Source organism: Halorubrum californiense DSM 19288 (genome assembly GCF_000336875.1).
Classification (GTDB): domain Archaea; phylum Halobacteriota; class Halobacteria; order Halobacteriales; family Haloferacaceae; genus Halorubrum; species Halorubrum californiense.
Genome location: NZ_AOJK01000036.1, coordinates 21,581 through 41,442 on the forward strand (window position 1 = coordinate 21,581; position 19,862 = coordinate 41,442).

Here is a 19,862-nt window from a genome sequence, read left to right on the forward strand (position 1 = left end):
AGCGGTCACGCACCCTCTCCCGTCCTCACCGCAACCGTTAGGGCCCGCCGACCATAGGGTACCGTAACCGTGGACGACGCCATCGAGTGGCTACGGGACCGCCCCTTCTACGAGGGACAGATCGCCGACCATCGGCGGCTCCCGGCCCGGGACCCCGAGTTCGCCGACGTCGACCTCGAACCGCGGCTCGCCGACGCGCTCGCCGACCGCGGGATCGACCGGCTCTATCGACATCAGGCCGACGCGATCGAGGCGGTCCGCGACGGCGACGACGCCGTCCTCGCGACCGAGACGGCGAGCGGGAAGTCGCTCGCGTACACCGTCCCCGCGTTCGAGGCGGCGATGGATCACGGCGGGAGAACCCTGTACATCGGCCCGCAGAACGCGCTGATCGCCGATCAAGAGGAGTCGCTGTCCGAACTCGCGACCGACCTCGGCTTCGGCAGCCGGGTTTCGGTCGACTCGTACACCGGCCGGCTCTCGCGCTCGGAGAAGCGCGACGTGCGCGACCGCCGCCCGACCGTCCTCCTCTCGAACCCCGACATGCTCCACTACGCGCTGTTGCCGTACGCGGGGCGGCTCTGGGACTGGTTCTTCTCGTCGCTGGAGTACGTCGTGATCGACGAGGTCCACAGCTACCGCGGCGTGTTCGGCTCGCAGGTCGCGTTGACGCTGCGCCGGCTCGCGCGGACCTGCGAGCGGTTCGGCTCGTCGCCGCAGTTCGTCTGCTGTTCGGCGACGATCAACAACCCCGTCGACCACGTCGCGACCGTCACCGGCCGCGACTCGGACGGGATCGAACTCGTCGACGAGGACACGTCGGGGCGCGGGCCGCGCGACTGGGTGCTGTGGAACCCGCCCGAGTACGACGACGACTGGCAGGAGCGCGGCAGCGGCCGCCGGAAGTCGAGCCACACGGAGAGCAAGCGCCTCTTCGTCGACCTCGTGACGGCGGGCCAGCAGACGCTCGCGTTCACCCGGGCGCGACAGACCGCCGAGCAGTACGCGACCGATAGCGCGAGCGACCTCCGGGAGCGCGGCGAGCGCGACCTCGCGGGGAAGGTGGGCGCCTATCAGGCGGCGCTCACGGACGACCGCCGCCGCGAGATAGAGGCCGACCTCCACGCCGGCGACCTGCGCGGCGTCTGGTCGACGAGCGCCCTCGAACTCGGCGTCGACGTGGGCGGGCTCGACGCCGTAGTGCTCGACGGCTACCCCGGCACGCGGATGTCCGCCCACCAGCGCGCGGGACGGGCCGGCCGCGGCGACGACCCCGCCCTCGTGGTGATGGTCGGCGGCGAAGACCAGCTCGACCAGTACCTGATGCGCAACCCGAGCGACTTCTTCGACGCGCTGCCCGAGGACGCGATCTGCGACCCGGAGAACGGACAGCTCATGCCCGGCCACGTCGCCTGCGCGGCCGACGAGAACTGGCTCTCGCCCGAGGACGAGCGCTTCTTCGGCGACTCGTTCCCGAGCGTCGTCGCGGACCTGACCGACCAGGGCGTCCTGAACCGGCGCGAGGCCGCGGCGGGCACGCGCTGGGTCCACGCCGGCGGGTCGAGCCCGCAGCAGTCCGTGAACCTCCGGACCGCCGAGGAGCGGGAGATATCGCTGATCGAGCGGTCGAGCGGCGAGACGGTCGCCACGCTCGGCTTCGCCGACGCGCTCCGGGACGCCCATCCGGGCGCCATATACCACCAGCAGGGGCGCACCTACGAGGTGGTCGAACTGGACCTCGACCGCGACGTGGCCGAACTCCAGCAGTCGTGGGCGGACTACTACACGCAGGTGCGCTCCGACAAGGACATGGTCGTGAACGAGGACCTCGACGAGCGGGCGCTCTCGGCGCGCGCGGACGTGCCCGTCCGGTTCGCGGACGTCACGGTGACCGAGCAGATCACGGGGTTCGTCCGGAAGGACGCCGCGACCGGCGAGTCGCTCGGCGAGTCGACGCTGGACCTCCCTGAGACGACGCTGCGCACGAAGTCGCTGTACTTCCCCGTCCCCGCTGATGTCGAACGCGAGATGCGGCGCCTCGGCGACCCGCTCGACGACGACGACGCGGGCGACCCCCAAGTCAGCGCCGACGGCGGCGAGGTGCCGGACAGCGAATCGGACACGGACGACCCCACCGACGATGGGTCGGGCCCCGGGGGCGACGGCGAGCCGATCCCGGGCGGCGAGTACGCGTTCAACGGCGGCATCCACGCCGCCGAACACGGGATCATCTCGCTGTTCCCGTTCCACCTGCTCTGCGACCGCGCCGACGTCGGCGGCATCTCGACGCCGCACCACCCCCACACCGAGGGGCCGGCGGTGTTCGTCTACGACGGCTACCCGGGCGGCGTCGGGCTCACGCGCCGCGGCCACCGGCGGATCGAGGAGCTGATGACCCGGACGGCGCGGCTCATCGACACCTGCGACTGCGAGGGCGGCTGCCCGGCCTGCGTCCAGTCGCCGCACTGCGGCAACGGGAACGACCCCTTAGCGAAGGCGCCGGCCGTGCGACTGCTCGAATCGCTGACCGGGACCGACGCCTGACCCAAAGTGACTTCCCCCCGGCCGTCGACCGGTCTGTCGATGCGGCTCGACCTCGACGAGGCGGCTGACCCGGCAGCCCGCGCGATGGAGTGGCTCGTCCTCGGCGCGGCGTACTTCCTCCTCATTTTGTTCCTCATCGGGGTGTTCGACCTGTTCGTCTCGCTGTACCGGCTCCTCGTCGCGGGGAACTTCACCGACCCGGCCGAGGTCGTGGCACTCCTCGACAGCGTCCTCCTTCTGCTGATCATCGTCGAGGTCCACCGAACGATGGTGGCCTACGCGCGCGGCCAGCCCGTCCTCAGGATCGTCGTGAGCGCCGCGATCATCGCCGTCTCCCGGCGGGTGATCAGCTACCGGCTGGAGGACTACGGCTCGGGGGACGAGGCGCTGCTCGCGGCCGCGGCGCTCGGCGTCCTCGTCCTCGCGCTCACGGTCGGCTACTTCCTGCTCGACCGCGTGAGCGTTCCGGGGCGGCTGGAGCTCTGACGACTGGGCACGTCCGGAGGTCCGCGCGTCCCCCGCGGCGGTCCCGGTGGTTTCACGGTGGACGCGCCCGTGTCGATCCCATGGAGCTGTTCTGGCACCGACGGGACCTCAGAGTCGCGGACAACGTCGGCCTGGCGGCCGCGGCGGGGGCCGGCGGCGAGGACGCGAGCGGTGACGCCGACCGCGGGCCCGCCGCGCCCGTCTTCGTCTTCGATCCCGGGGTCCTCGACCACGCGAGCGACGTGCGGATCCGCCGCCTGCTCGACGGACTGGCCGCGCTGCGAGACGACTACCGCGAGCGCGGGAGCGACCTGCTCGTCGCGCGCGGCGACCCGGAGACCGTCCTCCCGGAGCTCGCGGCGGCGCTCGACGCCGAGCGCGTCGTCTGGAACCGCGACTACTCCGGGCTCGCGAGAGAGCGCGACGCCGGCGTCAGGCGCGCGCTCGACGCGGTCGACGTCGAGCGCGAGGCGCACCACGACGCGGTCCTCCACGACCCCGACGCGATCCGGACGAACGCCGGCGACCCCTACTCGGTGTACAGCTACTACTGGAAGAAGTGGACGGACCGCGCGAAGGACGACCCGGCGCCGACGCCGGGCGGCGAGGGCCTCGCCGACGCCGACCGACTGGCGGAGGCGGCCGACGCGATCACCGAGAGCGACGGAACCGACGCGACGCTCGCCGATGGCGGCGTCGACGAAGGGCCCGTCGCCGCGGCCGGCGACCTGCCGACGCCCGCGGACCTCGGCTTCGCGGAACCGGATGCGGATGTCGGGCCCGCGGGAACGGCCGCCGCCCGCGAGCGCCTCGACGAGTTCCTCGACGAGGCGGTGTTCGCCTACGAGGCCGAGCGCGACTACCCGGCCGAGGAGGCGACCTCCCGGCTCTCGGCGTTCTTCAAATACGGCGAGATCGGCGTCCGGGAGGCGTACGCGGCGACCGAAGAGGCCATGGTCGAGGCGGAGTCGGATTTGCGCCCCGAGGACGCGCCCGAACAGGTCGAGGAGTTCCAGCAGCAGCTCGCGTGGCGGGAGTTCTACACGCAGGTCCTCTTCCACAACCCCGAGGTGGTGGCGGCGAACTACAAGGAGTACGAGGAGGGGATCGACTGGCGCGACGACGGCGAGGAGATCGCGGCGTGGAAGCGGGGCGAGACGGGGTACCCCATCGTCGACGCCGGGATGCGCCAACTGCGCGAGGAGGCGTATATGCACAACCGCGTGCGGATGATCGTCGCCTCGTTCCTGACGAAGGACCTGCTCGCGGACTGGCGGCACGGCTACGACCACTTCCGGGGGCATCTGGCCGACCACGACACCGCGAACGACAACGGCGGCTGGCAGTGGGCGGCCTCCACGGGGACCGACGCCCAGCCCTACTTCCGCATCTTCAACCCGATGACGCAGGGGGAGCGCTACGACCCCGACGCCGAGTACATCACGGAGTACGTTCCGGAACTGCGCGGCGTCGACGCCGACCTGATCCACGAGTGGCACGAGCTCTCCCCCACCCAGCGCGCGAACGCCGCGCCGGAGTACCCGTCGCCGATCGTCGACCACTCCGAGCGCCGCGAGGCGGCGCTGGCGATGTACAAGCGGGCGCGCGGCGAGGATCCGGACGACTGACCGCGTCCGCCGGCAGCTGATCGCCTCAGACGGTTACTGGCCGCGTCCGACCGTTGGAGCCGAAAGCGAGTCCGTTCGGTCGAGAAAGTCAGTTCGACCGAGAAAACTCGCGCGGCGAGGGGGACTCAGTCGGCGACCGCGGCCACCATTCCCTGCTTGTAGTACCGCTGGAGGGTGACGAACAGGAGGATGGGGACGATCATCGTCAGCACCGAACCGGCGGCGACGAGCCCCCAATCGATCTGGAGGCGCCCCTTCATCAGGGGGAGTACCTGCGGCGCGAGCTGGTTCTCGCGGGACCGCATGAACACGAGGGGGAAGAAGAAGGAGTTCCACACCCACGTGAACTGGATGACGGCCACGGAGACGAGCGCCGGGGCCGAGTACGGCAACACGATGGACTTGAAGATCTGGTAGCGCGACGCGCCGTCGATCCGCGCCGCCTCCTCGAGCTCCTCGGGGAGCCCGAGGAGGAAGTTCCGGAGGAACATGACGACCCACCCCATCCCCCAGCCGATGTGGACGAGGATGAGCCCCATGTACGTGTCGAACAGGCCGGTCGTCCGCAGCGTGTTGTAGTTCCCCATCGCGACCAGTTCCGGCGGCGCGGCCATGACCACGATGAGCAGGAAGAACAGCGCCTTCTTCATCGGGAAGTCGAAGCGGGCGAACGGGTACGCGACCATCGTCCCGAGCAGCGTCACGGCGAGGACCGCGGGGATGGTGACGATCGCGGTGTTGTACATCGCCTGCCGCATCGGCCCGGACTGGAACGTCCACGCCTCGGCGTAGTTCTCGAAGGTGACGGTGAGCGTCTCGAAGTTCCACCAGCCCTGAATGATCTGGTCGAGCGGGCGGACGGAGGCCATGAACAGCCCGATAAGCGGGACGAGCCACAGCAGCGCGACGCCGATCGCGATCACGTACCGCAGCGCGCGCGCGCCGCTCGGAACCGCCGCGCGGAGGCGCTCGGGGAGGGGTCGGTCGGAGAGCGGTGCGGTCTCCGGCGGCTCGTGGTACACGCGCCCGCCGTCGGTCTGCGGCTCGCTGTCGGCGTCGGTCGGATCGTCTGCGTTGTGTGTGTCGGTCATTGTGGGTCAGTCCATTGACGCGATGTACCACGCCATCGGCAGCGCGATCACCAGTTCGATGAGCGCGACGACCATCGCTTTGCTGTACTCGATCGGGACCGAGAACGCGGCCTGGTACACCTCCAGCCCCAGTACCGAGAACGCCCCGCCCGGACCCCCGGACGGGCCGCCGGCCGCGTAGACGATGGCGAAGATCCGGATCACCCAGATCATGCTCATGATCACCACGACAGCCGTCACGGGCTTGACGAGCGGCCAGATGATGTCCTTGAACCGCCGGAACCGCCCCGCGCCGTCGACGCGGGCGGACTCCAGCAACGCCGGATCGATCCCCGCGAGCGCGGAACTGTACAACAGCATGCTGAATCCGGTCTGGACCCAGACGCCGCCGGCGACCAGCGCGTAGATCGCGATCTGCGGCTGTTGGACCCAGTTCCGGACCAGCGACTCCAGCCCGATAGCCCGGAGCAGCCCGTTGAAGATGCCGGCCTGCGGGTCGTAGACGAAGAGCAGGACGAGGCCGATCACGACGGTGGGCGTGGTGAACGCGAGGAACACCATCGAGCGGAGGATGCTCCGCCCCCGCAGGTCGGCGAAGAGCAGGGCGAGCCCGAGCCCGATCAGCGTGCTCAGCGGGACGTGGACCACCATCCAGATGACGTTCTGCGGCAGCGCCCCCATTGGGTACTGGAACGCGAGGAGGTTGTCCCAGTTGATGATCGCGTCGTCTTGGAACGTCGCGATCCACGTCTCGAACCCGGCGAACTGCCCGATCGTGAACCCGTCCCAGGTGAAGAGGCTCCCGACCGCCGAGTACAGCATCGGGCCGACGGAGAAGATGGCGAACAGCGTGAGTCCGGGGAGCATGAACACGAGGATCGCGGTGAGCTTCTCCCGGTCCACGTCGCGGTCGAGCCGGTCTTCGAGGTACGATCCGACAGACATGGTATCAGGCCACCAGTTCCCCGTCCTCGTCGTAGAGGTACGCGTCGGTCGGGTCGAACGTGAGGTGGACGTGATCCCCCGCCGCGGCGTCCGTCTTCGGGACCTTGACGTTCACCACGGAGCCGCCCACCTCGACGTTGACCAGCACGTACTCCCCGAGCGGTTCGACCGTCTTCACCGTCCCCGGCACCGTCCAGTCCGTGTCCGACGGTTCCGTCGACACGGCGATGTCCTCGGGACGGACCCCGACGGACACGGTCGTCGACGACGTCTCCGTCGGCAGGGGGAGGGTGTTGTCCTCGGAGAGCCGAACGATTCCGTCGCGGTTCTCGCCCTCGAAGAGGTTCATCGGGGGCGATCCGATGAACTTCGCGACCCACGTGGTGCGCGGTCGCGCGTACAGCTCCTCGGGGTCAGCGACCTGCCGGATCGTCCCGTCGTTCAACACGACGATCTTGTCGCCCATGCTCATCGCCTCCTCCTGGTTGTGCGTGACGTAGACGGTGGTGATCCCGAGCTCGTTCTGGATCCGCTTGAGCTCGGAGCGCATCTCCAGGCGGAGCTTCGCGTCGAGGTTACTGAGCGGCTCGTCGAGGAGGAAGACGGACGGCTCGCGGACGATCGCCCGCGCGAGCGAGGTCCGCTGACGCTGCCCGCCGGATATCTCGCCCGGGTCGCTCTCCATCTGGTCCTCGATGTGGAGCAGTTCGGCGACCTGCGCGACCCGCTCGTCGCGCTCCTCCGGCGGCACGCCCCTGACCTTCAGCGGGTACTCGATGTTCTCCCTGACGGTCATGTGGGGGTACAGCGCGTAGTTCTGGAACACCATCGCGACGTTGCGATCGGCGGGCGGGGTCCCGTCGACCCGGTCGTCGTCGAAGTAGATTTCCCCCTCTGACGGGTCCTCCAACCCCGCGATCATCCGGAGCGCGGTCGTCTTCCCGCAGCCGGACGGCCCCAGGAACACCACGAACTCCCCGTCGTCCACCTCCATGTCCAGCTTGTAGTTGGCGACCGTGTCACCCCCGTCGAAGTACTTGCTCACCGATCGCATGCTAATGCGGGTCATCGACTACCCGCCCGTATTCATTTATTACACTTATAATTAATCATAGAACATGGATAACAGGACGGCTGCCGCTGCGCGGTATCCGTTCTCTGCCCCGCTAATTCAATAATTACTTAGCGATCCTTTCACTACGTGGGGAAGATGAGTTCCGGTCTCTTCGACTACACAAATTTTCCGCAGATCTCCGGCGAGCTCTTCCGCACCGTCCAGCGTCGGGACCTCTTCGACGACGACAAGCGGTTCGTCGACGCCGAACCGCGCGTCTCCCCGGACCTCGTGGTCGAGCGGTACCTGACGGGACGCGACCGGCCCGACTTCGATCTGGAGTCGTTCGTCGAGGCCCACTTCCGGCTGCCGGAGCCGGTCGCCGCGGCCCCGGACCTCACCGCGTCGCGGTCGATGGAGGACCACGTCTCGTCGCTCTGGGGCGCGTTGACTCGGACGTTCGAGGACGCCGATTCGGCGGGGTCGACGCTGATCCCCCTCCCGAACCCGCACGTCGTGCCGGGCGGTCGCTTCCGCGAGATGTACTACTGGGACAGCTACTTCACCGCGGAGGGGCTGGCGGCGGCCGACCGGGCCGACCTGATCGCGGGGATGGTCGAGAACATCGCCTCGCTCGTGGACCGCTTCGGGTTCGTCCCGCTCGGGAACCGGGCGTACTACGACAGCCGGTCGCAGGTCCCGCTGCTCTACCGCATGCTCCGCGTGCTGGAGCGCGAGGAGGGGTTCGACGCGGTCGCGCCCCACGTCGAGGCGCTCCGGACGGAACACGAGTTCTGGATGGACGGCGCCGACCGCGTGGGCGAGGCCAACGGCCCCGCGGCGCACCGCCGCGTCCTCGGGCTCGGGGACGAGACGGTCCTCAACCGGTACTGGGACGACCGCGCCCGGCCGCGGCCGGAGTCGTACCACGAGGACCGACGGCTCGCCGAGCGCGTCAACGTCGACGACCGACCCGGGCTGTTCCGCGACGTCCGAGCGGCCTGCGAGTCCGGGTGGGACTTCAGCTCTCGCTGGCTCGCGGGCGACGACCTCACGACCATCCGGACGACGGAACTGGCCCCGGTCGACCTCAACGCCGTCCTCTTCGGCGTGGAGTCCGCCCTCGCGGAGTGGCTCCCGCGCGTCGGACGGAGCGAGGCCGGCGAGCGGTACGCCGACCTCGCGGCCGACCGCCGGGCGGCGATCAACCGGTACTGCTGGGACGCGGACGCCGGGTTCTACGTCGACTACTCGTGGCGCGACGACGAGCGGTCGGAGCGGCTCACCCTCGCGGCCGTCGCGCCGCTGTTCACCGGCGTCGCGACCGACGACCGGGCGGCGGCGGTCGCGGACCGGCTCCGCCGCGACTTCCTCCGGCCCGGCGGGCTGGTGACGACGCTCGAAGCCACCGGCGAGCAGTGGGACGCGCCGAGCGGCTGGGCCCCCCTCCACTGGATGGCCGTCACCGGCCTGCGCCGGTACGGCCACGACGACCTGGCCGACGAGATCGCCGGCCGCTGGGTCGACCTCGCGCGGAGTTCCTTCGAGGAGACCGGCCGCATGGCGGAGAAGTACGACGTCCGAACGGTGAGTGAAACGACCGACTTGGGCGAGTACGAGCCCCAGTACGGGTTCGGCTGGACGAACGGCGTCGTCACGGCGCTGTCCGCCAGACGGTAGGCTCCGAGCGGACGACGAACCGGCCGCGTCGCGGTTCTGAACGCTTATCCCCGACGACCGACTTCTACCGGGTATGAGCGACGACGACGCCGTCGATGTCGAGTCTCCCGACGACGCCGAGGGCGACGCGGCGAGAGCGAACGGCACGGCGGAGGCGACCGCCGAGGAAGCGAGCGGCGGGCCGGCCGCCGACTCCCGGCGGGACGAGGAGGCGCTCGCCGCGGCCGTCGCCGAACACGACGAGGCGCTCGCCCGGGAGGTCGCGGCGCTGGAGGCCGACCTCGCTGACACCCGAGCGGCACTCCGCGAGCGCGACGAGGAAGTCGACGAGCTGACGAGCAAGCTCGCCCGCGCGAAGGCGGACTTCAGCAACTACAAGGAACGCGCGAAGCGGAAGCAGGAGGAGATCCGCGAGCGCGCCTCCGAGGCGCTCGTCGAGCGCCTCACCCCGGTCCGGAACGACCTCCTGCGCGCCCTCGACCAGGACGAGGGGAGCGACCTCCGTCCCGGGGTCGAGTCGACGCTGGAGAAGTTCGACGACGTGCTCGCCGAGGAGGGCGTCGAGTCGATCGAGCCGGAGCCGGGCGAGGAGGTCGACCCCGCGCGCCATCAGGTGATGCTCCGCGTCGACAGCGATCGGCCCGAGGGAACGGTCCACGAGGTGTACGAGCCCGGCTACGAGATGGGCGACCGCGTGCTGAGCGAGGCGAAGGTGACCGTCAGCACCGGCGACGGGGAGTAGCGCGGCCAGCTTTTACGACCGGACCGCCGCTTCGTAGGCGTCCGCTAACTCGTCGAGCCCCGCGTTCGGCTCCGCCGCGTGCGGTACCGACAGCGGCGAGACCGACACCTCGCCGTCGACGACGGCCCGCCGGTCGGTCCCCACGGGGTCCGGCACGTCGCCGTCGTTCATCCGGCCCCAGATCGGGTCGGAGAAGCCCACGCGGCCGTCGCCGTTCCGCTCCGCGCGCAGCCCGTACCACGTCGAGGGCGTCGTGACGCGGAGCGGCGCGCGGTCCGCGTCCGCGATGGGCGCGTTGACGTTGAGGTAGTCCGCGCGGTCGAACACGCCCGCGCCGACCGCCTCGTCGATGATGAACCGGGTGGCGCGGACCGCGTGCGCGAAGTCTGGTCCCTCGAACTCGCGTTTCCACCAGTCGTCGCCGCCCGGCACGTACATCGACGTCGCCACCGCGGGCACGCCGAAGAACGACGCCTCGACCGCCGCGGAGACGGTTCCCGACCGGCCGAGCGTGTAGGCGCCGAGGTTCGCCCCCTCGTTACAGCCCGCGACGACCGCGTCGGCGTCGGGGACCAGCTCGTCGAGCCCCGCGACGACGCAGTCCACGGGGGTGCCGTCGACGACGTACCCGAGGTCGTGGTCTTCGACGCCGACGTCCTCGGAGAGCAGGCGGCCGACCGAGGACTGGTCGTCAGCCGGCGCGACGACTGTCACCGCGTACTCGGCCGCGAGCGCGTCGTACAGCGCGCGCAGCCCCGCGGCGTCGACGCCGTCGTCGTTGGTCAACAGGATCCGGTCGACGCTCATACCCGGATCACGGGCGAGTCGGGCAAAAGTCCACCGTCGGTCAGAGGCGCAACGGCAACGAAGCGGCGGGGAACGCCGAACCGAACGGAAAAGCACACATATCGCCGGACCGACCTGTCGGTATGGGATTCGGGGACACCGCGAAGAAGATCCAGACGCTCGCCGACCGCGCGGAGCGCACGTACAAGAAGATCAGCGAACTCCGCGAGGAGGTCGACGAGACGCAGGAGACGGTGATAGACACCTCCGAGCGCGTCAAGACGCTCGAAAACGAGATGGCCGAACAGCGCGCCGTCCTCGACGCCGTCGCCGAGGAGGTCGGCGTCGACTTGGAGCGCGTGAGCACCGAGGCGCACATCACGGACGCCGAGGAGTCGGCGGCCGCCGAGGGCGACGGCAGCGGCGCGGACACCGACGCCGCAGACGGCGCCTCGGACGACGCCACCGACGCCGCGTAGATCGCCGTCGCGTTCAGTCGTCGCTCGCCGCCGCGTCCGTCCGGGAGACGACCTCGGCCGGGACCCCCGCGACGGTCGCGCCCGGCGGCACGTCGTCCGCGACCAGCGAGTTCGCGGCGACGCGCGCGCCCTCGCCGATAGTGACGCCCGGGAGCACGACCGCCCCCGCGCCGATCATGGCCTCGTCCTCGACGACCACGTCGCCGAGCCGATACTCCTCGTGGAGGAACTCGTGGCACAGCAGCGTGGCGTCGTACCCGATTATCGCGTCGTCGCCGACGGTGATCCGCTCGGGCCAGAACACGTCCGGCGTCGACTCCAACCCCCACGCGACGCCCTCCCCGACCGTGACGCCGATCCGCCGCAGCAGCCAGTTCTTGAGCCGGAGGCTCGGACAGATCCGCGCGAGCACGATGACGACGTAGTTGCGGGCGACCGCGAGCGGCGACTTCGCGTCCGGCCACGACCACAGAGAGTTTCGCGGCCCCGGCGTCGCAAATCGGTCGAGGCGGTCGCTTCGGGACGGGTCCTCGGGCGTCGCGGCCGCGTCGTCGTCTGTCACGTCACGGCGTTCGGACGGCGGGGATAAAAGGGTCGCTCCGGATCGCCGATCGACCGACTGGGCCGGATCAGCTCCGCAGTTCGTCCATGTGGTCGATCCGGCGCTGAACGAGGTCCGCTGTGCCGATGTCGTGGCGGATCCGGACGCGGTCGCCCGCGGCGGCCAGCGCGTCCTCGGCCTGCGCCTCGGCGGCCGTAACGGAGTCGCCGCGGCCGACGACGGCGAACGCCCGCGAGGTGGTGGTGTACAGCCGACCGTCGCGCTCGTCGACGCTCGCGTAGTAGAGGAGGGCGTCGCCCGCGCTCTCCTCGTCGACGGCTATCTCCGCGCCCGCGTCCGGGTCGGTCGGGTAGCCGTCCGGCACCGCGTACTTACAGACGGTCGCCGCGCCCGAGAACTCGAGTTCCGGGAGCGAGTCGCCGTCGCGGGCGGCGGCGAGCACGTCGACGAACGGCGTGTCGAGGACGGGGAGCGTGTTCATGGCCTCCGGGTCGCCGAAGCGCGCGTTGAACTCCACCACCTTCGGTCCCTCGTCGGTGAGCATGAACTGGCCGTAGAGGACGCCCTTGTAGTCGGGGAGCGCGTCGACGACGGCGTCCAGCACGTCGACCGCGGCGTCGTAGTCGCCCTCGGTCATGAAGGGGAGCGAATAGCCGGTGTCGGTGTACGACCCCATCCCGCCGGTGTTCGGGCCCTCGTCGCCCTCGTAGGCGCGCTTGTGGTCCTGGACGGCGGGCGTCGTCCGCACGTCGCCGTTCGCGACGAACGCCTGAATCGTGAACTCCTCGCCGACGAGCCGCTCTTCGAGGACGACCCGGTCGTAGTCGACGTCGCGGAGATACGCCTTGGCCTCCTCCGCGGTCACCTGATCGCCGATCACTTTCACGCCCTTGCCGCCGGTGAGCCCGGCGGGCTTGACCGCCAGGTCGCCGTCGTACTCGTCGATGTACTCGCAGGCGGCCCCCATATCGTCGAACACGGCGTAGTCGGGACAGCCGGGGATCGCGTTCTCCTCCATGAATTCGCGCTGGTACGCCTTGTCCGTCTCCAGCCGGGCCTCCTCGGCCCGCGGGCCGAACGCGTAGACGCCGGCGTCGTCGAGCGCGTCCGCGACCCCGGCCTCCAGCGCCGATTCGGGGCCGATGACTGCGAGGTCCGCGCCGACCTCGGTCGCGTAGTCGGCGACCGCGGCGGCGTCGGTCTCCTCGATCGCCTCGAACCCGTCGGCGAGCCGTCGGATCCCCGGGTTCCGGACGCTCGCGCAGGCGTACAGCGCGCAGTCGTCCGCCACGGCGCGGGCGATCGCGTGTTCGCGGCCGCCGCCCCCCACCAGCAGTACGGTCTCCGTCATGTCCGACGGATATCCGCACGGTAGTGTAAACCTTACTCTCTGTCGAACTCGATATATGCGCGTTCGTGGGTATTCATGGGGTTGTGTCGGTGGCGGGAGCGGCGGGAGCGGCCGGAGCGGCGGGCGTTCGTCCCGGCCCGGACGCCTTTTGCCCCGCCGGGCCGAATCGGGGGTATGTCACAGCCGACCGAGCGGAACCGCCTCGACGGGGAGGCGAGTCCCTACCTCCAACAGCACGCGGACAACCCCGTCAACTGGCAGCCGTGGGGCGACGAGGCGTTCGAGCTCGCCCGCGAACACGACGTGCCGGTGTTCGTCTCCATCGGCTACTCCTCGTGCCACTGGTGTCACGTCATGGCCGAGGAGAGCTTCGAGGACGAGTCGGTCGCGGGCGTCGTGAACGACTCGTTCGTCCCGGTCAAGGTCGACCGCGAGGAGCGCCCGGACGTCGACAGCACGTTCATGACCGTCTGCCAGCTGGTCACGGGCGGCGGCGGGTGGCCGCTCTCGGCGTGGTGTACGCCCGAGGGGAAGCCGTTCTACGTCGGGACCTACTTCCCGCCCGAGCCGCGGCAGAACCACCCCGGCTTCCGGGGGCTCTGCGAGCGCATCGCCGACTCCTGGAGCGACCCCGAGCAGCGCGAGGAGATGAAGCGGCGCGCCGACCAGTGGACCCAGAGCGCGCGCGACGAACTGGAGTCCGTGCCGAACCCGGACACACCGGGATCGGACGGAGAAGCCGCCTCACCGCCCGGCGACGACCTGCTCGACACGGCCGCCGCCGCGGCGCTGCGCGGCTACGACGAGGAGTACGGCGGCTTCGGGGGCGGGGGCGCGAAGTTCCCGATGCCCGGCCGGATCGACCTCCTCATGCGGGCGTACGCCGGCCGCGGCCGCGACGCCCTCCTGTCGGCCGCGACGGGGACCCTCGACGGGATGGCGAACGGCGGGATGTACGACCAGATCGGCGGCGGGTTCCACCGCTACGCGGTCGACCGCCAGTGGACCGTCCCCCACTTCGAGAAGATGCTGTACGACAACGCCGAACTGCCGATGGCCTACCTCGACGGCTACCGGCTCTCGGGCGACCCCGCCTACGCCCGCGTCGCGGGCGAGTCGCTCGCGTTCCTCGACCGCGAACTCCGGCACGAGGGCGGTGCCTTCTTCAGCACGCTCGACGCGCGCAGCCGACCGCCCGAGAGTCGGCGAGACGGGAGCGATTCCGACGAGGGCGACGGAGAAGGGGACGTCGAGGGCGCCTTCTACGTCTGGACGCCCGAGGAGGTCGACGCCGTCCTCGACGAGCCGGCGGCGTCGCTGGCGAAGAAGCGGTACGGGATCCGGTCCGGCGGCAACTTCGAGCGCGGCACGACCGTCCCGACGCTCGCCGCGTCAGTCGAAGAGTTGGCCGCGGACCGCGATCTGTCGCCCGAGAAGGTTCGAGAGATCCTGACGGAGGCGCGGACGACGCTGTTCGACGCCCGGGAGTCGCGCCCGCGTCCCGCCCGCGACGAGAAGGTATTGGCCTCGTGGAACGGGCGGGCTATCTCCGCGTTCGCGAGGGCGGGGGACACCCTCGGCGAAGAGTACGCCGAGATCGCCCGCGAGGCGCTCGACTTCTGTCACGAGCGACTCTACGATGCCGAGAACGAGACCGGCGCCCTCGCCCGGCGCTGGCTCGACGGCGACGTTCGGGGCCCCGGATACCTCGACGACTACGCGTTCCTCGCGCGCGGCGCGCTCGACGTCTACGCCGCGACCGGGGACCCGGAGCCGCTCGGGTTCGCGCTGGAGTTGGCAGACGCGCTCGTCGACGAGTTCTACGACGCCGACGACGGGACGATCTACTTCACCCGAGACCTCGACGGAGAGGGGGCCGGAGGGGGGAGCCGGAACGCCGATTCCGGTCCCCTCATCGCGCGGCCGCAGGAGTTCACCGACCGGTCGACGCCGTCGAGCCTCGGGGTCGCGGCCGAGACGCTCGCGCTCCTCGACGGTTTCCGGACCGACGGGGAGTTCCGGGAGATCGCCGAGCGCGTCCTGACGACCCACGCCGACCGGATCCGCGGGAGCCCGCTCGAACACGCCTCGCTCGTGCGCGCCGCGGACGTCGTCGAGACCGGCGGTATCGAGGTGACGATCGCCGCCGACGAGGTGCCGGACGAATGGCGGGAGACGCTCGGCGAGCGGTACCTGCCAGGCGCCCTCGTCGCGCCGCGCCCGGCCACAGAAGACGGACTCGACGCGTGGCTCGACGCCCTCGGGATGGCCGAGGCGCCGCCGATCTGGGCGGACCGGGACGCGACGGACGGCGAACCGACCGCCTACGTCTGCGAGGGGTTCACCTGCTCGCCCCCGCGGACCGACCTCGATTCGGCGCTGGAGTGGCTTGAGACGCGGGACGCGTCGGCGTAACGACGTCGCCCCGGACCGCCTCGGCTCCCGGCCCGCGAATCCGGTCGGAAAGCCACCGCGTCGCAATTAAATATCCCCGTCACCTCGTTCCCTCCATGTACGACTTCGTCGTCGTGGGCGCGGGGCCGCCGGGCTCCCGGTTCGCCCGGCGCGCGGCCGAGGCCGGCCACGACGTCGTCGCCTTCGAGAAGGGGGCGGTCGGCGAGCCGCTCGCCTGCTCCGGACACGTCTCGGAGGACGTGTGGGAGTACGTCCCCGACGGCGCCCGCGACGCGCTCCTCCAGAACCTCGTGTACGGCGCTCGCTTCCACGTCGGCGGTCCGGGATCGACGGCGTATCCGTTCTACAAGCGAGAACCGGTGTCGAACGTGATCGACCGCGTCGGACTCGACCGGACGCTCGCCGACTGCGCCCGGGACGCGGGCGCCGACGTCCGAGAGGATCACACGGTCGTCGGTGTCGAGGAGCGCTCCGACCGGGTCGTCGTCGAAGTCAAGACCCCCGCGGGCGACGTGGAGCAGGTCGAGGCCCGGATGGTCGCCGGCTGCGACGGGCCGACCTCGAGGGTGCGCCGCGCGCTCGACCTCCCGGAGCCGGACGAGCTGCTCCACGGCGTCCTCGGGTTCGACGACGAGGCCGACGCGGGCGACTACGTCGACGTCCACCTCACCGCGCCGACGTTCTTCGAGTGGCGGATCCCCCGCGGCGACGCGGGCGTCGAGTACGGGCTGGCGGCGCCGCCGAGCGAGGACGTCTCGGGGATGTTCGACCGGCTCACGGTCGCGTACGGTGCGACGACCGACCGACGCTGCTCCGGGGCGATCCCGGTGGGGCCGCCGTCGCGGACGACGAGCGACCGCGGCTTCCTGATCGGCGACGCCGCCGCGCAGACGAAGCCGTTCACCGGCGGCGGCATCCTCTACGGGATGCGCGCGGCCGACGTCGCGGTCGAGACGATCGACCCGCGCGACCCGGCCACGCTCGCCGACTACGAGTCCGGGTGGCGCGACGAACTCGCCACGGAGATCCGGCTCGGGAAGGCGATCCGGCGGTGTTACTCGCTCCCCGAGCCGGTCCAGCGGGTTGGACTGCGGACGCTGTCGGGCGAGATCGGCGTCCACATGGACGAGCCGTCGTCGTTCTTCTCGCCGTCGAACCTGCGGGCGCTGTTCTCGCGGGGCGAACCGCCCGAGTGAGAGGGGACGCGCGACGGCGGTCGGTGAGAAAAGGGACGCGCGGTCGGTGACGCGGAGTTCTGGAACGCGGCGCTACTCCTCGACGATGTCCGCGAACGAGACGTTCTCGCGGACGCTCGTGATCTCGACGGTCGGCTCCTCGCCGGGTTCGGCGTCGGGGACGATGACGACGTAGCCGCGCTCGATCTTCGCGATCCCGTCGCCCTTGTCGCCGAGCGTCTCGATCGTCACGTCGCGGACCTCGCCCTCCGAGACGGGCGGGTCGGGCTGGACCGCGCCGGCGGCCCCGCGAGAGGTGGGACGCCGCCCGTCGTCGGACGGGGTACCGTCCGAGCCGGCGTCGGCGTCGGAGACGGACGCGTCGTCGTCGGACGCCGCCTCGCCGTCGGATTCGGCGCGGTCCAGGACGGCGATCCGATACGTTTCGCCGACGCTGACGCTTCCGTGTTCGATCTCCGAGGCGGGAACGGTGACGACGTAGTCATCGCCGCGGGACTCAACCCGCCCCGTGTACAGACACGCGAGAGAATCGGTGATTTCGACCATGGAGACCAGTAGCGCGTACGGGGATGAAAAGCCACCTGTTCGGGCGTCCGCCGTGCGAAGGTAAACGTTTACCCTGTTCCGAATGAATCACCCGGTCATGAGCCGAAACTATGAGTCGCTCCACGATCCGAACGCGGAGTACACGATGCGTGAGCTCTCCGCCGAGACGATGGAGACCACGGGGACGCGCGGCGGCGGCCGCGACGTCGAGATCACGGACGTCCAGACGACGATGGTCGACGGCAACTTCCCGTGGACGCTCGTCCGCGTGTACACCGACGCGGGCGTCGTCGGCACCGGCGAGGCGTACTGGGGCGCGGGCGTGCCCGAACTCATCGAGCGCATGAAGCCGTTCGTCATCGGCGAGAACCCGCTCGACATCGACCGCCTCTACGAACACCTCATCCAGAAGATGTCGGGCGAGGGCTCCGTCGAGGGCGTCACCGTCACGGCCATCTCCGGCATCGAGGTGGCGCTCCACGACGTGGCCGGCAAGATCCTCGACGTTCCCGCCTACCAGCTGCTCGGCGGCAAGTACCGGGACGAGATGCGCGTCTACTGCGACTGCCACACCGAGGAGGAGGCCGACCCCGAGGCGTGCGCCGACGAGGCCGAGCGCGTCGTCGACGAGCTCGGCTACGACGCCCTGAAGTTCGACCTCGACGTGCCCAGCGGATTCGAGAAGGACCGCGCGAACCGCCACCTCCGTCCCGGCGAGATCCGCCACAAGGCCGAGATCGTCGAGAAGGTCACCGAGCGCGTGAAGGATAAGGCCGACGTCTCCTTCGACTGCCACTGGACCTTCTCGGGCGGCTCGGCGAAGCGCCTCGCGGACGCCATCGAGGAGTACGACGTGTGGTGGCTCGAAGACCCCGTGCCGCCGGAGAACCTCGAAGTGCAAGAGGAGGTCACGAAGAACACGACCACGCCGATCACGGTCGGCGAGAACCGCTATCGCGTCACCGAACTGCGCCGCCTCATCGAGAACCAGGCGGTCGACATCGTCGCGCCCGACCTGCCGAAGGTCGGCGGCATGCGCGAGACCCGCAAGATCGCGGACGTGGCGAACCAGTACTACGTCCCGGTCGCGATGCACAACGTCGCCTCGCCGGTCGCGACGATGGCGGCGGCCCACGTCGGCACCTCGATCCCGAACTCGCTGGCGATCGAGTACCACTCCTACGAGCTCGGCTGGTGGGAGGACCTCGTCGAGGAGGACGTCATCGAGGACGGGTACATCGAGGTGCCGGAGAAGCCGGGCCTCGGCCTCACGCTCGATCTGGACACCGTCGAGGAGCACATGGTCGAAGGCGAGACCCTATTCGACGAGGCGTAAGCCTCGTCGTGCTCGACTGACGGAGTCAGGCGTTGTTTGATTGAGCGGAGCGAAATCAAACGCGAAAATCTCTGACTTTCGCAGTTCGACGAAGCGCAGCTTCGTCGGGCAAGCGAATCTTCGATTCGCGTTGTTCGATCCGGCGTAAGCCGAAGTCAAGCGCGGAGACTATTCGCTCATAACGGTCGACTGCCCGGCCGGCCCGATCAGGCCTCCGCGACGACCCCGTCGAGTCGAACCGGCTCCAGCCCGCGCCGGTCGAGTTCGGCCTCTATCTCCCGCATGCGGGCCGCGATCGCGTCCGGTTCGTGGCTGTCGGTTCCGACGGTCACACCGACCCCGGCGTCGAGGAGTCGGTCGAGGAATGCGGGCGCCGGGTGGAACTCCCCGTAGTCGTCGAGCAGCCGGCCGGCGTTGATCTCCGGGACGGTCCGCGAGTCGCGGAACGCCTCGGCGACCGCGGCATAGTGGTCCTCGGTCGCGAACCCGCGGAGGTGCGGGTTGCGCTCGATAAGGTCCGGGTGCGCGGCGATCGCGAACAGCTCCGATTCGACCAAGGCGACCAGCTTCTCGAAGTACCGATCGACCAGCTCCCGGCGCTCGGACTCCGGCTTGTCGGCGAAGTGCGAGCGCGTGTGGACGTTCGCGCCGTCGAGTTCGTGGACGCTGCCGACGGCGTAGTCGAAGCCGGCGTCGTCGAGGAACTCGGCGATCGCATCTTCGTGAGCGGGATCGTAGTCCATCTCGACGGCGTCGAACACGTCGATCGCGACGTCCTCGCGGACCGCCTCGATCGCCTCGCGGCGCCGCTCGTAGGTCAAGTCGAGGTTGAACCCGAGCGCGCGCTTGTAGCGCTGCGCGCTCGCATCCGGCGAGACGTTACAGTGGTCGGCGAACCCGATCCCGTCGAGCCCTGCGTCCGCGGCCGCGTCGACCATCCAGCGCAGGAACGCCCCGTCCGAGTAGTTCGTGTGGGCGTGGTGATCGTACACGCCCCTCTTTCGTCCCGGGTCGACTCGAA

Annotated in this window: 17 protein-coding genes; 9 read left to right on the forward strand and 8 right to left on the reverse strand. The window is 70.1% G+C overall.

Going from position 1 to position 19,862, the window contains the following annotated elements; translation table 11 throughout:
• Nucleotides 1-69: 69 nt before the first annotated feature.
• The 3 genes from C463_RS06830 to C463_RS06840 all read left to right on the forward strand — a co-directional run bounded on the left by C463_RS06830 (nt 70) and on the right by C463_RS06840 (nt 4,658).
• Nucleotides 70-2,544 (forward strand): DEAD/DEAH box helicase, encoded by a 2,475-nt coding sequence (locus C463_RS06830; RefSeq protein ID WP_008442305.1) that lies wholly within the window; start codon nt 70-72, stop codon nt 2,542-2,544.
• Between the two features lie 39 nt (nt 2,545-2,583).
• Nucleotides 2,584-3,030 (forward strand): phosphate-starvation-inducible PsiE family protein, encoded by a 447-nt coding sequence (locus C463_RS06835; protein WP_008442307.1) that lies wholly within the window; start codon nt 2,584-2,586, stop codon nt 3,028-3,030.
• Nucleotides 3,031-3,110: 80 nt separating this feature from the next.
• Nucleotides 3,111-4,658 (forward strand): cryptochrome/photolyase family protein, encoded by a 1,548-nt coding sequence (locus C463_RS06840; RefSeq protein WP_008442309.1) that lies wholly within the window; start codon nt 3,111-3,113, stop codon nt 4,656-4,658.
• Nucleotides 4,659-4,783: 125 nt separating this feature from the next.
• Here the strand turns inward: C463_RS06840 and C463_RS06845 are convergent, their stop codons facing one another.
• From C463_RS06845 to C463_RS06855, 3 genes are read right to left on the reverse strand one after another with little or no spacing between them, the layout of a single operon-like run.
• Nucleotides 4,784-5,749 carry a carbohydrate ABC transporter permease gene (locus C463_RS06845; protein ID WP_008442310.1) on the reverse strand — a complete coding sequence of 322 codons (966 nt, stop codon included), beginning with the start codon at nt 5,747-5,749 and terminating at the stop codon, nt 4,784-4,786.
• 6 nt (nt 5,750-5,755) lie between these two features.
• Entirely contained in the window at nt 5,756-6,694 is a 939-nt protein-coding gene (locus C463_RS06850) for a carbohydrate ABC transporter permease (protein WP_008442312.1), read from the reverse strand.
• A 4-nt stretch (nt 6,695-6,698) separates the two neighbouring features.
• On the reverse strand, nt 6,699-7,748 hold the full coding sequence (locus C463_RS06855) for an ABC transporter ATP-binding protein (RefSeq protein WP_008442314.1): 1,050 nt from the start codon (nt 7,746-7,748) through the stop codon (nt 6,699-6,701).
• 156 nt (nt 7,749-7,904) lie between these two features.
• Here C463_RS06855 and C463_RS06860 point away from each other — a divergent pair, with 156 nt between their 5' ends.
• A complete protein-coding gene (locus C463_RS06860; RefSeq protein WP_008442316.1) occupies nt 7,905-9,428 on the forward strand; it encodes a trehalase family glycosidase in 1,524 nt (507 codons plus the stop codon).
• Nucleotides 9,429-9,501: 73 nt separating this feature from the next.
• Nucleotides 9,502-10,170 carry a nucleotide exchange factor GrpE gene (locus C463_RS06865; RefSeq protein ID WP_008442317.1) on the forward strand — a complete coding sequence of 223 codons (669 nt, stop codon included), beginning with the start codon at nt 9,502-9,504 and terminating at the stop codon, nt 10,168-10,170.
• A 12-nt stretch (nt 10,171-10,182) separates the two neighbouring features.
• Here C463_RS06865 and surE read toward each other — a convergent pair whose 3' ends face one another.
• Nucleotides 10,183-10,977: a 5'/3'-nucleotidase SurE gene (gene surE, locus C463_RS06870; RefSeq protein WP_008442319.1), complete on the reverse strand. Its 795-nt coding sequence runs from the start codon at nt 10,975-10,977 to the stop codon at nt 10,183-10,185.
• Between the two features lie 122 nt (nt 10,978-11,099).
• On the opposite strand from surE, the gene C463_RS06875 reads away from it, so the two are divergent.
• Nucleotides 11,100-11,435 (forward strand): DUF5798 family protein, encoded by a 336-nt coding sequence (locus tag C463_RS06875; protein WP_008442320.1) that lies wholly within the window; start codon nt 11,100-11,102, stop codon nt 11,433-11,435.
• 13 nt (nt 11,436-11,448) lie between these two features.
• Here C463_RS06875 and C463_RS19905 read toward each other — a convergent pair whose 3' ends face one another.
• Both C463_RS19905 and purD read right to left on the reverse strand, forming a co-directional pair.
• A complete protein-coding gene (locus tag C463_RS19905) occupies nt 11,449-11,997 on the reverse strand; it encodes an acyltransferase (protein ID WP_008442321.1) in 549 nt (182 codons plus the stop codon).
• 67 nt (nt 11,998-12,064) lie between these two features.
• A complete protein-coding gene (purD, locus tag C463_RS06885; RefSeq protein ID WP_008442322.1) occupies nt 12,065-13,348 on the reverse strand; it encodes a phosphoribosylamine--glycine ligase in 1,284 nt (427 codons plus the stop codon).
• Nucleotides 13,349-13,522: 174 nt separating this feature from the next.
• Between purD and C463_RS06890 the strand changes: the two genes are divergently transcribed.
• Both C463_RS06890 and C463_RS06895 read left to right on the forward strand, forming a co-directional pair.
• Entirely contained in the window at nt 13,523-15,763 is a 2,241-nt protein-coding gene (locus tag C463_RS06890; protein ID WP_008442323.1) for a thioredoxin domain-containing protein, read from the forward strand.
• 95 nt (nt 15,764-15,858) lie between these two features.
• The gene (locus C463_RS06895) at nt 15,859-16,959 is read left to right on the forward strand and encodes a geranylgeranyl reductase family protein (RefSeq protein ID WP_008442324.1); all 1,101 of its coding nucleotides are present in this window, start codon (nt 15,859-15,861) and stop codon (nt 16,957-16,959) included.
• 72 nt (nt 16,960-17,031) lie between these two features.
• On the opposite strand, the gene C463_RS06900 is transcribed toward C463_RS06895, so the two are convergent.
• Nucleotides 17,032-17,505 (reverse strand): TRAM domain-containing protein, encoded by a 474-nt coding sequence (locus C463_RS06900; RefSeq protein ID WP_008442326.1) that lies wholly within the window; start codon nt 17,503-17,505, stop codon nt 17,032-17,034.
• A 97-nt stretch (nt 17,506-17,602) separates the two neighbouring features.
• Between C463_RS06900 and C463_RS06905 the strand changes: the two genes are divergently transcribed.
• Nucleotides 17,603-18,841 carry a mandelate racemase/muconate lactonizing enzyme family protein gene (locus C463_RS06905; protein ID WP_008442328.1) on the forward strand — a complete coding sequence of 413 codons (1,239 nt, stop codon included), beginning with the start codon at nt 17,603-17,605 and terminating at the stop codon, nt 18,839-18,841.
• 206 nt (nt 18,842-19,047) lie between these two features.
• Here C463_RS06905 and C463_RS06910 read toward each other — a convergent pair whose 3' ends face one another.
• Entirely contained in the window at nt 19,048-19,833 is a 786-nt protein-coding gene (locus C463_RS06910) for a PHP domain-containing protein (protein ID WP_008442330.1), read from the reverse strand.
• Nucleotides 19,834-19,862 lie beyond the last annotated feature (29 nt).